The organism is Conyzicola sp., from assembly GCF_046714715.1.
In the GTDB taxonomy this organism is placed as follows: domain Bacteria; phylum Actinomycetota; class Actinomycetes; order Actinomycetales; family Microbacteriaceae; genus Conyzicola.
In genome coordinates this window covers 1-11,856 of record NZ_JBKKAD010000209.1, presented here as the reverse complement: position 1 = coordinate 11,856, position 11,856 = coordinate 1, and the positions used below count along the sequence as shown (strand labels likewise).

13 protein-coding genes are annotated in these 11,856 nt (G+C 69.0%); 5 read left to right on the top strand and 8 right to left on the bottom strand.

Annotated elements, in window-relative coordinates; genetic code table 11:
• Positions 1-393: ATP-binding cassette domain-containing protein (locus ACLQ6X_RS16450; protein ID WP_411701225.1), on the bottom strand; the 393-nt coding region annotated here is incomplete at its 3' end.
• A 4-nt stretch (positions 394-397) separates the two neighbouring features.
• Positions 398-1,060, bottom strand: a complete 663-nt coding sequence (locus ACLQ6X_RS16445) for an LON peptidase substrate-binding domain-containing protein (RefSeq protein WP_411701224.1) — start codon at positions 1,058-1,060, stop codon at positions 398-400.
• 193 nt (positions 1,061-1,253) lie between these two features.
• Between ACLQ6X_RS16445 and ACLQ6X_RS16440 the strand changes: the two genes are divergently transcribed.
• Complete coding sequence (locus ACLQ6X_RS16440) at positions 1,254-1,601, top strand: LysR family transcriptional regulator (RefSeq protein ID WP_411701223.1); 348 nt, start codon at positions 1,254-1,256, stop codon at positions 1,599-1,601.
• A gap of 97 nt (positions 1,602-1,698) precedes the next feature.
• Here the strand turns inward: ACLQ6X_RS16440 and ACLQ6X_RS16435 are convergent, their stop codons facing one another.
• On the bottom strand, positions 1,699-3,948 hold the full coding sequence (locus tag ACLQ6X_RS16435; protein WP_411701222.1) for an LLM class flavin-dependent oxidoreductase: 2,250 nt from the start codon (positions 3,946-3,948) through the stop codon (positions 1,699-1,701).
• Positions 3,949-4,012: 64 nt separating this feature from the next.
• Here ACLQ6X_RS16435 and ACLQ6X_RS16430 point away from each other — a divergent pair, with 64 nt between their 5' ends.
• Both ACLQ6X_RS16430 and ACLQ6X_RS16425 read left to right on the top strand, forming a co-directional pair.
• Positions 4,013-4,363 carry a winged helix-turn-helix transcriptional regulator gene (locus ACLQ6X_RS16430; protein ID WP_411701221.1) on the top strand — a complete coding sequence of 117 codons (351 nt, stop codon included), beginning with the start codon at positions 4,013-4,015 and terminating at the stop codon, positions 4,361-4,363.
• Between the two features lie 68 nt (positions 4,364-4,431).
• A complete protein-coding gene (locus ACLQ6X_RS16425; RefSeq protein ID WP_411701220.1) occupies positions 4,432-5,814 on the top strand; it encodes a pyridoxal phosphate-dependent decarboxylase family protein in 1,383 nt (460 codons plus the stop codon).
• Here ACLQ6X_RS16425 and ACLQ6X_RS16420 read toward each other — a convergent pair.
• The gene (locus ACLQ6X_RS16420; RefSeq protein WP_411701219.1) at positions 5,811-6,818 is read right to left on the bottom strand and encodes an LLM class flavin-dependent oxidoreductase; all 1,008 of its coding nucleotides are present in this window, start codon (positions 6,816-6,818) and stop codon (positions 5,811-5,813) included. The two genes, ACLQ6X_RS16425 and ACLQ6X_RS16420, sit on opposite strands and share 4 nt — an antisense overlap.
• A gap of 145 nt (positions 6,819-6,963) precedes the next feature.
• Here ACLQ6X_RS16420 and ACLQ6X_RS16415 point away from each other — a divergent pair, with 145 nt between their 5' ends.
• Together ACLQ6X_RS16415 and ACLQ6X_RS16410 are read left to right on the top strand one after the other, a co-directional pair.
• On the top strand, positions 6,964-7,245 hold the full coding sequence (locus tag ACLQ6X_RS16415) for a hypothetical protein (protein ID WP_411701218.1): 282 nt from the start codon (positions 6,964-6,966) through the stop codon (positions 7,243-7,245).
• A gap of 9 nt (positions 7,246-7,254) precedes the next feature.
• Positions 7,255-7,695 (top strand): hypothetical protein, encoded by a 441-nt coding sequence (locus ACLQ6X_RS16410; RefSeq protein WP_411701217.1) that lies wholly within the window; start codon positions 7,255-7,257, stop codon positions 7,693-7,695.
• 4 nt (positions 7,696-7,699) lie between these two features.
• On the opposite strand, the gene ACLQ6X_RS16405 is transcribed toward ACLQ6X_RS16410, so the two are convergent.
• From ACLQ6X_RS16405 to ACLQ6X_RS16390, 4 genes are all read right to left on the bottom strand, one after another.
• Complete coding sequence (locus tag ACLQ6X_RS16405; protein WP_411701216.1) at positions 7,700-8,884, bottom strand: lipid-transfer protein; 1,185 nt, start codon at positions 8,882-8,884, stop codon at positions 7,700-7,702.
• 145 nt (positions 8,885-9,029) lie between these two features.
• Positions 9,030-9,386: a zinc ribbon domain-containing protein YjdM gene (locus ACLQ6X_RS16400; RefSeq protein WP_411701215.1), complete on the bottom strand. Its 357-nt coding sequence runs from the start codon at positions 9,384-9,386 to the stop codon at positions 9,030-9,032.
• A gap of 61 nt (positions 9,387-9,447) precedes the next feature.
• A complete protein-coding gene (locus tag ACLQ6X_RS16395; protein ID WP_411701214.1) occupies positions 9,448-10,014 on the bottom strand; it encodes a hypothetical protein in 567 nt (188 codons plus the stop codon).
• A gap of 96 nt (positions 10,015-10,110) precedes the next feature.
• Positions 10,111-11,694, bottom strand: coding sequence for an ABC-F family ATP-binding cassette domain-containing protein (locus tag ACLQ6X_RS16390; RefSeq protein ID WP_411701213.1), 1,584 nt, complete (start codon positions 11,692-11,694; stop codon positions 10,111-10,113).
• Between the last annotated feature and the right edge of the window lie 162 nt (positions 11,695-11,856).

Here is an 11,856-nt window from a genome sequence, read left to right as displayed (position 1 = left end):
GTGGGGGGGGTTGTTGGGGTCGGCGGGGTCGACCGCGGGCGCGGCGCCGGGCGCGGGGGGCGGGGGTAGCGCCGCGGCCGCCGCGTCCATGTCCCGTGTCGTCGCGGTGCACCCGGTGCGCCGTCCGACGTAGTCGGCGATCGTCTCGCCCGCGAGCCGCTCGTGCTCCTGCGGCAGCCAGCCGACGAAGGCATCCGCGGGCGCGAGGCTGACGGTGCCGGCCTGCGGTTCGGTCGCTCCGGCGAGGATGCGCAGCAGCGTGGACTTGCCGGCGCCGTTCGCGCCGACGACGCCGACCACGTCGCCGGGGGCGACCGTGAGGTCGAGGGATTCGAACAGGGTGCGGTGGGCATACCCGCCGGCCAGGCCCTTGGCGACGAGCGTTGCGGTCATGCCCCTAGTTTGTCATCGGGCCGGGCTCGTCGCCGTCGTCATCGTCATCGTCGTCTGCTGGCCACGCGTCGCCGAGGGTCTCCGACGCGTCGACCGTGAGCTTGAACAGCAGCAGCAACAGCTGTTTCATCGAGGTGGCGCGCAACAACGACACCTGGTCGAGCGGACCGAGCGGCGAGATCGCGGCGAGCTGCCACGCCGCCTCGACCGGATCCTGTGAGATTTCCACGGTCGACGACCACGGCAGGTCGGCGAACTCGCTCGCCAGCGCGAGGGTTCTGCGCACCTCGTGTTCCGCCTGCGCGAGCAGGGGCAGCAGGTCGTCGCTCCATTCCAGGTCGTCGAGCTCGCGGATCTCGGCGCGCGGATACGGGTCGTCGCCCTGCCACTCCAGCACCTCGACACGCCTGCCGCCCTGCGCGACGAGTCCGATGAACCCCTCGCCCGCCTCGAGCTGCACCACCTCGGCGACGGTCGCGAACCCGAACCGCTGTTCACCGCCGCCGACCTCTTGGCCACGCTCGATCAGCACGACGCCGAACTCGCTCGGCTCCTGTCCCAGAATGTGCGACAGCATCACGATGTAGCGTTCCTCGAACACCCGCAGCGCGAGCGGCATGTGCGGAAAGAGCACGGTACCCAGCGGGAACATCGGCAACTCGGTCATGTTCCCACGCCCCTCAACCGGTGAAACCGGGGTCCATCCAGATGATCTTCCACGTGTGCGGACCCGCGAAAGACGTCCGGCTCATAGTGCGACGCTAGTAGCCGACACCCGCGGGTGTAAATCCCTTTCGAACGGATGCGCGTAGCCTGTCACCATCCCCCGCTTAGTCGCGGGCCGACGAAAGGCATTCCCCGTGGACTCCACTCTCCTGCGGCACTTCGAAGCCGCCGCCGAAGAGCTGCACTTCGCCCACGCGGCGAAACGCCTCGACATTCCCCGCGCGTCGCTGCTGCTGTCGATCCGCGTGCTCGAGGAGGAGCTCGGCTACCCGCTGTTCGACACCGCCGCCACCAGCACGACGCTGACGCCCGAGGGCGAGGCGTTTCTCGTCGACGCCCAGCGTCAGCTGAAGGCCATGGCGGCCTCGCAGCGCGCGAACGTGGCGGCGCCGGGCGGTAAGGCCAAGGCGAACAAGGGCAAGGGCCGCGCCCCGGCGGTGAAGGGCGAGCGCAAGCCCGGCAAGCGCCGCCAGTCGCGCTGACCTCTGTCGCTGGTTGAGTAAGGCCGTCCACGGCCCGTATCGAGACCGGTTTCGATACGGGCGCTGCGCGACCTACTCAACCAGCATGCGACCGGTGTCACACGATGTTGAAGTTGTCGCGGAAGGTGTTGTCCGGGTCGAATCGCGCTTTGAGCAGCCGTAGGCGGGCGAGCGTCGCGGGCGGGAACGCGTCTGTGAGCCGTTCCGGGCGCTGGTCGGTGTCGAAGCTCAGGTAGAGCCCGGTGAAGTGGCCGTACAGCCCCCTCCACACCCGGTCGAGACGCTCAGCGTTCGAACCGAGCGCAACCACGCTGAAGTTCGCCGACCGGTGGGCGTAGGCCGTGGCATCCGGATCCACGTCGGCGACCGCCTCGCCCACCGAGCGGATCGAGAAGAAGTGCACGTCGCCGCTGGCGAGCAACTCGGCCGCGGCCTCGGCGAACTCGGGGGTGAGGTGCTCGATGAGTCCGGAGCGGGACTGCGGTTCGCCTTCCCCACGGTGTGGCGCGTCGCTCGCGTTCGCCATCACCGCGGCGTACGGCAGCAGCTGCACCGACTGCTGCAACAGCGGGGCGAGGTTCGCGAGCGGCTGTAGCCGGTCGAGGATCGTGTCGGGGTCGTCGGAGTCGACGACCGTCATCAGCTGCGCGACGGCGGGTTGGCCCGCTCGCGGCGCACCCATCATGAGGAAGCTCGTGAGGTCGCGGGGCGATTCTTCGACGGCGGCACCCCAGCGCTCGAGGAACCCGGCCGTGTCGGTCGCGTCGAAGGCGAGCTGCGCGAATCCGACCTGGCCGATCTCGTCGACCTCGAACTCGAACGACGTGACGATGCCGAAGTTGGCGCCCGCGCCGCGTACCGCCCAGAACAGCTCCGTGTTCTCGTCGTCGCTCGCCGTAACGACGCTGCCGTCGGCGAGAACGATCTCGACCGCGCGCAGATGGTCGATCGTGAGACCGTGTTCTCGCACCAGGTAGCCGACGCCGCCGGCCGTGGCAAGGCCGCCGACACCGACGCCCCCGTAGTCGCCGGAACTCAGTGCCCAGCCGTAGGGGTCGAGGGCCGCCGCGACATCCATCCAGCGCGCACCCGGGCCGACCCTGATCCTCCGGGTCTGCTCGTTGACGATCTCGATGGTGTTCAGCGCGCCCACGTCGATGACGATGCCGCCGTCGTTGGTCGAGCGTCCGCTGATGCCGTGTCCCCCGCTGCGCACTCCGAACGGCACCGCCTGCCGCTTCGCGAAGGCGAGCGACTCGATCACCTGTCTGGTGTCCACGGGCCGCAGCACTAGACCGGGAGAGCCGCCGCGCATGTACGTGGATCGTGCGTCGGCGAACGTCAGGTCGCCCGGCTCGATCGCCGTTATCCCCGACGGAACGCCCGCGTAGTCGATGCCGTCTCGGCGTTGCGCGATGACGGAGGCGCGCTTGACGACCGACGTGTCGGTGCCCGCGGATGCGCGCTCGCGCCGCACGGCTTCCCGGAGCGCGGGAGCGACCTCCTCGGCGAACCGCTGCATCGCGGCCGGATCGTCGCTCGCGAGGATGAACGTCGAGACGCCGTCGCCGACCGCGTAGGGCAGCAGCTCGTCGACCCACTGCGCGCTGGGCCCGACGAGGAACCCGCCGTTCGACGTCGCGAACCGGCCGCCGATGTTGGCGAGCCGCCGGATCTCGCGCGGGTCGCGGCCCGCGGCGAGCGCGGCCTCGTCGATGACCGCGTTGCCCGCGGCGTATCCGCCGGCGTCGAGATAGGCGAGGGAAGGCAGCCAGCCGTCGCCTTTGCGTCCGGTGAGCCGCAGCATCCGAGGTTTCAACGCTCCGATCCAGAGAGGGATGTCGTGCGCGGCGGCCGGACCGCGCTTGGCGCCGCGCAGGTGGTAGTGCTCGCCCTCCATGCGCAAAGGCGTGCGGTCTCCCGTCGCCCAGATGCCGCGGATCACGTCGATCGCCTCGCTGAGCGCGTCGACGGCCTGGCCGGGCGAGAGGTGTGCGCCGCCCATCGCGTGCACCGCGTCCCAGAAGCCGCCGGCACCGAGGCCGAGGTCGAACCGTCCGCCCGAGAGCAGGTCGAGGCTCGCGGCCGCTCGCGCCGTGACGGCGGGCGGTCGCAGCGGCACATTGAGCACGTTGGGTGCGATGCGGATCGTTGACGTCTGCGCGGCAACCCAGGTCATGAGCGTCCAGGTGTCGAGGAACGACGGCTGGTACGGGTGGTCCTGGAACGTGACGAGCTCGTAGCCGAGCTGCTCGCTGAGCTTGGCGAGGGCGACGGGAGCGTCGGGCTGGCGATTGGTCGGGGTGACGAACGTGCCGAAATCCAACGGCAAACCATAATCGGGCATGCAGCAAGTCTGCGCGGGCGGCGTCGCACTGGCAAACGTCCGGTAAGCCGCTTACTATAGGTGAGTGACTTTGCAATCAACAGACATCCAGCACATCGATGACGCCGAGTGCCGCCGCTTCCTGTCGTCGGTCGAGCTCGTGGGCAGGCGCTGGAGCTCGGGGGTGCTGCTCGCGATCGCCCGGGGCGCCACGCGGTTCAGCGAGATCACGGCCTCGGTGCCCGGCCTGTCCGATCGCCTCCTCGCCCAGAGGTTGAAGGAGCTCGAGGCCGCGGGCCTGCTCGAACGCGAGGTCATCGCCAGCACCCCCGTGCAGGTGCGCTACGCCCTCACACCGAGCGGCGCCGACCTGCTCGCGTCGCTGCAGCCGCTCGTCGGCTGGGGCCAGCGCTGGGGCACGCCCGCGCAGCCCTGAGGCCCCTACCGGCAGCAGTCGCGCAGTGCCACCATGGGCCTGGGGATACGACAGATGCGAGGAAGCACATGGCGATCATCGATGGGTACCGGCGTCCGCTCGACCGCGCGCACGGGCTGGCGCTGAGCTGGCTCGACTCTCTGCCGACACGGCAGGTCGCGCCGGCCCGCACGGCAGACGAGCTGGCCGCGGACTTCGACGCTCCGCTGCCGGACGAGGGGTCGGATGCCGCGGCTGTCGTCGACCGCCTCGCAGCGTTAGCCGAACCGGGCCTCATGGCCATCCCGTCGGGCAGGTTCTTCGGCTGGGTGATGGGCGGCACGCTTCCGGCGGCGCTCGCGGCGGACTGGCTGGTGAGCGCCTGGGACCAGAACGCCGCCATGCGCTTCGCCACACCCGCCGCCGCGGCGATCGAGCAGGTGACCGGCCGGTGGATCGTCGACCTGCTCGGGCTGCCGGAGGGCAGCGGCGTCGGGTTCACGACGGGCGGCACGATGGCGAACTTCGTGGGCCTCGCCGCCGGGCGCAAAGCCGTGCTCGACGCGGTCGGCTGGGATCTCGACGCGCTCGGCCTCAGCGGGTCGCCACGGATCACCGTGCTCGTCGGCGAGGAGTACCACGGATCGATCGACCTGGCGCTGCGGTACCTCGGTCTCGGCGCGCCGGTGACGGTGGCGGCGGACGACCAGGGGCGCATCCGCCCCGACGCTCTTCTTCATGCTCTCGACGCGATCGACGGCCCGACGATCGTCTGCCTGCAGGCCGGCAACCTGCACTCCGGCGCCTTCGACCCGATGGAACAGTGCGTGGCGGCGGCCCACGCGAAGGGGGCCTGGGTGCACGTCGACGGCGCGTTCGGCCTGTGGGCGGCGGCGAGCCCGCTGTACGCCGAGCAGCTGCGCGGTATCGAGTCCGCCGACTCGTGGGCGACCGACGCGCACAAGACGCTCAACGTGCCCTACGACTGCGGCATCGCGGTCGTCGCCCGGGTCGAGGCCGTGCGCAGCGTGTTCAGCCTGCACACGAGCTACATCATCCACGACGAGGCCGGCCCGGCCGACCCGTTCGAGAAGGTTCCCGAGATGTCGCGCCGGGCACGCGAGGTGCCGGTCTGGGCGGCGCTCAGCTCGCTCGGCCGCTCGGGTGCGGTCGCGCTCGTCGAGGGGTTAGCAGCGAACGCGCGCGCGCTTGCCGACGGACTCGCCCGCCTGCCCGGGGTCGAGGTGCTGAACGATGTCGTGTTCACCCAGGTCTGCCTGAGCTTCGGGTCAGACGAACGCACGAAGCGGGTCAGTCAGCGCGTAATGGAGGACGGCACGGTGTGGATGTCGGGGTCGCGCTGGCGCGGACGCGACATCCTGCGCATCTCCGTCAGCAACTGGTCGACCGGCCCCGACGATGTCGCAGCGTCGATCGACGCGGTCGCCCGGGCGATCGACGCCGAGAGCTAGGCCGCGACGGCCGAGGTGATGCCCATCGCCACGGCCGTCAGCTCGACGGAGCGGAGACGATCGTCGAGACCGGATGACGCGTGCGCGATGATCAGCTCGTCGGCGCCGGTCGCCGTCGCGAAATCCGTGAGGTAGTCGCGCACCTCGGCGGGGGTTCCGACGGCGGTGTGCTTCATCATGTTGGCGAGCTGGGCCCCCTGCGGCGTGGTGAGGAAGTCGTCGATCTGCGCGTCGGTGTACTCCGGCGTGCCCGGGCCGCGGGCGATCATCATGCGCACGCGTGCACGGCGCACGATCGTGGCCTGCTCGTGCGCATCGGCGGAGTCCTCCGCGGCGATCGCGTTGGCGGCCACGATGAGGTACGGGGCCTCGAGCTGGGCAGACGGGCGGAATTCGCGGCGGTAGATCGCGATCGCGTCCATCAGGGCGTCGGGTGCGAAGTGCGAGGCGAAGGCGTAGGGCAGGCCGAGCGCTGCGGCGAGCTTGGCGCCGAAGAGCGAGGATCCGAGAATGTACAGCGGCACGTTCGTTCCGGCGCCGGGCACGGCCTGCACACCGGGGATCACCGAGTCGCCGCTGAGGTACCCCTGCAGCTCGACGATGTCTTGCGGGAACGATTCGGCCGACATCGGGTCGCGGCGCAGGGCGCGCATGGTGTTCTGGTCGCTGCCGGGAGCCCGGCCGAGACCGAGGTCGATGCGGTCGGGGTAGAGCGTGGCGAGGGTACCGAACTGCTCGGCGATCGTGAGCGGCGCGTGATTCGGCAGCATGACGCCGCCCGAACCGAGACGGATGGTGCTGGTGTGACCGGCGACGTGCCCGATCAGCACGCTCGTCGCCGACGACGCGATCGACGGCATGTTGTGGTGCTCGGCGTACCAGACGCGGGTGTGACCGGTGCGCTCGGCGGTCTGGGCGAGGGCGACGCTGCCCGCGAAGCTCTCCTTCGCGGTCGTTCCGGGAGCGATGGGTGCGAGGTCGAGGAGGGAGAGCGGCAGAGTCATACCTAGTGCAACGTCGTACGCCGGGATTTCTTCCCCGCTTTCCACACATGTGAAAGCCCTCCGAGTGCCGCTCTCAGGTTGCATCGCGCCGCCGAGGAGACGAACGTAGCTGACTTCGAAACGCAACCGGAAGGAACAGCACACAATGCTCACACTCACCGACAACGCCGCCTCGATCGTCAAGGGCCTCGCCGACCGTGTCACCGGAACCGAGGCGGGCGGGCTGCGCATCGCGACGCAGCAGACCGATCCCACCAACTTCGACGTCACCATGACCCCGACGCCCGAGGCCGACGACCTGGTCGTCGAGAACGACGGCGCACACGTCTTCCTCGAGACGAACGCCGCGACGGCCCTCGCCGACAAGACCCTCGACGCCATGATCGACGACGGGGGCGCCGTGCGCTTCTCCATCGCGGAGGCGTAGCCTGTCGCAATGACGACAACGCTCGACACGCTCGAAAAGAAGGCCCCGGCCTCGGTCCCCCGCACCATCGGCAGGATCGGGCTCGGGGTCATTCTCGTTTTCGCGGGCCTTTCGCACCTCACTTTCGCCCGCGGCGACTTCCAGGCGCAGGTGCCCGAGTGGCTCCCGCTCGACAAGGACTTCGTTGTGCTGGCGTCGGGCATCGTCGAGATCTCCCTCGGCGGCGCGCTCGTCGCCCTTCCGAAGAGGCGCGCGCTCGTGGGCCTCGTCGCGGCGGCGTTCTTCATCGCCATCTTCCCCGGCAACATCTCGCAGTGGCTCACGCGCACCCCGGCGTTCGGGCTCGACACGGACTCGAAGCGCGCCTTCCGTCTGATCTTCCAGCCGTTGCTCGTGATCTGGGCGCTCTGGTCGACCGGCGCGTGGCGCGCGCTGCGCCGCTCGAAGTAGTCCGCTACGACGCGACGGTCTCGTAGAGCGTGACCACCGCGGCTCCACCGATGCCGATGTTGTGCTGCAGCGCGATCGACACGTCGTCGACCTGGCGGGCGCCGGCCTGACCGCGTAGTTGCCAGACGAGTTCGGCGCACTGTGCGAGCCCCGACGCACCGAGCGGGTGGCCCTTCGAGAGCAGCCCGCCGGAGGGGTTGGTGACGACCTGACCCCCGTAGGTGTTGTCACCGTCGGCGACGAACCGTGCGGCCGTGCCCGGCGCCGTGAGCCCGAGCGCCTCGTACGACAGGATCTCGTTCGCGGTGAAGCAGTCGTGCAGTTCGACGACCCTCAGGTCGAGCGGGTCGACGCCGCTCTTCTCGTACACCTGCCGCGCGGCCGACGCCGCCATGTCGTAGCCGACCAGGTCGATCAGGTCGCCGTCGAAGGTCTGAGGGGTGTCGGTGGTCATCGCCTGAGCCCGGATGCGCACGCTCGCGTCGAGACCGTTGGCTCGCGCGAACTCCGCCGAGCAGACGATCGCGGCCGCCGCGCCGCACGTGGGCGGGCAGCATTGCAGCCGGGTGAGCGGGCCGAACACGTGAGCGGACGCGAGCACCTGCTCGATGGTCACCGGCTCGCGGAATACCGCGTAGGGATTGCCCACCGCGTGCAGGCGCGACTTCACCGAGATCGCCGCGAACGTCTCGGGCCCCACGCCCCAGCGGTTCGCGTACTGTTGCCCCGCGCCGCCGAACCACTGCGCGGCGATCGGCACACCCGGGTTCTCGCCCTGTGCGGCGTCCGCGACATCCTGAAATATATTGAACGGGCTCGGGCGGTCGGTCCAGTGCGACTGGATCGCGCCCCGCTGCATCTGCTCGAACCCGATCGCGAGCACGCAGTCGGCCTCGCCGCTCTCGATCGCCTGGCGCGCGAGCCAGAGCGCCGTCGACCCCGTGGAGCAGTTGTTGTTCACGTTGACGATGGGGATGCCGGTGGCCCCGACCCGGTAGATCGCCGCCTGCCCCGACGTCGAGTCGCCGTAGACGTACCCGGCGTAGGCCTGCTGCACCGCCGTGAACGGGATGCCCGCATCGGCGAGAGCCGCCCGGATCGCCCCCTCGGCCATGTCGAGTATGGGCGGCGCGGTACGCGGCGTCGCGAACGGCACCATTCCGACCCCGGCTATGCGTGCGTGCGGCAAGTCGACTCCTTCGTCGGTGTGTGCAGCTAGCTCAGCACGATGCCGGCGGAATGGCTAGGGCCGCGCTCGTTTGCGCTACATCTTGGGACGTCCGCGCCACGGCGCGCTGTAGCGCATGTCCCGGGATGGCGCGCACTCCGATCGACTAGACCTTCTTCACGACGCTCGACTTTAGTTGCATCGACCCGAACCCGTCGATCTTGCAGTCGATGTCGTGGTCGCCGACGCCGTCGATGAGGCGGATGCCACGCACCCTGGTACCGACCTTGAGCACGTTGCCGCTGCTGCCTTTGACCTTGAGGTCCTTCAGGATCGAGACGGTGTCGCCGTCGGCGAGAATCTGCCCGACGGCATCGCGCACGACGCGTTCCCCCACCGGTTCGTCGGACTCGTCGGCGACGGGCGCCCATTCGTGTGCGCACATCGGGCACACCAACAGCGAGCCCATCTCGTAGGCGAGGTCGCTCGCGCAGTTCGGGCAGAGCGGCAGGGTGTCGGGCATGGCACGTCTTTTCTCTTCGGCACACGAGAAGAACGGATGCGCGACCCAGTTTAGATGGCGCCTACTCAGGCCGCGGGTCGCCGAATTCCCGCAGAGCATCGTTGTACCGCCCGCCGATCGTGACGCGGGAGATCTCGGCCAATGTGAACGATCGATCGTTTTCTTCCCAGACGCCGTTCGCGTCGATGTGTTGCAGGCCGAACTTCTTGCCACGGTAGCCGAGCACGTGACCGACCCACACAGAATCGGGGTATTTCTTCTCGCTGTGCACGGCAACGATCGGCGCGGATTCGAGCACGCCGCGCAGGGCCTCTTTCCAGCCGCCGTGCACGACGTCCAACCCGGTCGGCTTAGACGGCGGCGTGCCCAGCGACGCGAGCGCCCGGTCGATGTACCGGCGCGCTTGCTTGCCGGCTACCTCCACCTCTGAGATGTCACGGATACGCAGCACCTCCCAGCCGTCGAGGTAGACGACCTGCGAGGTCGCGGCAACGACCACCCAGTGCTCACCGACGTCGACGATATATCCGTCGATCGTCTCGCTCTTCCCTAGCCGTGCACGCAGCACGCTCACCGGCTCCGCATCGGCCAACGCGGTCCGCAACTGCTTGACTATCGACTTGCCCATGGCAGAGAGGCTATCGCGCTGCTTGTGCTACATCTCGGGACACGTGCGCCACGGCGCGCTGCAGCGCGTGTCCCGAGATGGCGCAGACGCTACAGGTCAGACCGCGCGCACGTCGATCACGCCGGGCGTCGCGGCGTCGAACACCAGCTGCCGGTTCGCGATCTTGTCGGTGAAGAACCGGTCGTGGCTCACCACCACCACGGCACCCGGGAAGTGCACGAGCGCGCGTTCCATCACCTGGGTGCTCGCCATGTCGAGGTGGTTGGTCGGTTCGTCGAGGAGGAGGACGGATGCACCGGAGAGCAGACACTGCGCCATGGCGACTCGGGCCCGCTGACCTCCCGACAGGGTGCCGATGCGGCTCTTCAGGTCGGCCTCGGAGAACTGGAACATCGACAGGAAGCGGCCGACCGACTTGCGCGTCGCGGTGAGGGCCAGACTGTCGGGGAGGGCGTTGACGGCGTGGGTGACCGTGTCCGTGTCATCCAGATCTTCCAGCATCTGGTTGTAGGAGACGATCTTCGCGCCCGCCGCCCAATCCGCGCGACCGTGGTCGGCCTTCTCCTCGCCGGTGAGCACCCGCAGCAGCGTCGTCTTGCCGCTACCGTTCGAGCCGAGCACGACGATGCGGTTGCCGCGGCGGATCTCGAGGGTGAGGTCGGTGAACAGCTGCTTGTCGCCGTAGGCCTTGCTCAGCGATTCGACCCGGCAGAGCACGTCCTTCACGTGCAGGCCGCCGTAGATCTCGGTGATGATCTGGTCGACCGGGCGCGGGGCGCGCGACTTCTTGATCTGCGATAGCTGCTTGTCGAGGCTCTTGCTCGCGGCTTTCGCGGCTTCGCGGCGGTCGGAGATGCCCTCGGCCTCGAACGCGAGCAGCTCGCTCTCGTGCTGGAACTGGGCCTCCAGCGTCTTCAGCCGGAACTGCTTCTGCACGACGTACTCGCCGAAGTTACCCGGGTACTCGTGCAGGTGGCGGTTCTCCACCTCGATGATGCGCGTAACCACGGAGTCGAGGAACTTGCGATCGTGCGACACGATGATGGCGGCACCGCGGAAGTCGCGGAACCACGCTTCGAGCCACTCGACTCCCGCGACATCCAGATAGTTCGTCGGTTCGTCGAGCAGAAGCACGTCGGGCTGCTCGAGCACGATTCTGGCGAGGGCCGCGCGGTTGCGCCAGCCGCCCGAGAGGTCGTCGATCGGGCAGATGCGGTGGGCCTCGGTGAAGCCGAGGGTGGTAAGGGCCGTGTCGATGCGGCGGGTGTAGTCCCAGCCGCCGAGGTGGTCCATGGTCTCGAACAGTTCGCTCTGGCGCAGGATGATCGCGTCGAGGTCGGCGCTCGGGTCGGCGGCGATGGTCGCGTCGATCTGGGCGAGCTCGGCCTCGGTCGCCTTGATCTCGACGAAGAGCGCGTCGAGGACCTCGGTGATGGATGACGCGCCGTTCAGTTCGGAGAACTGGGAGAAGTAGCCCAGCTTCACGCCGTCCTCGACCGTGACGGTGCCGGAGTCGGCGCTCACCTGCTCGAGCACGAGCTTCAGCAGGGTCGACTTGCCCGAACCGTTGCGGCCGATCAGGCCGACCCGGTCGCCGGTCTCGAGGCGGAAGAAGGCCTCGCGCAGTACCGGGGTGTTCTCGAAGCGCACTTCGACGTCGTGCAGTCTGATCAGGCTCATGCTGGGTCCTCTCGAGGGTGATGCGCTTCGACGGGCTCAGCGACCTTCAGGTTACCCGGCTCTGGCCGCGCCGGCCTCCCGGCTGCGGATGAGGCGTTTCCGGCTGGATGACGCGACCGCGGTCGCGTCTGTGTCTTATACACAACTACGAGCCCCCGAGAC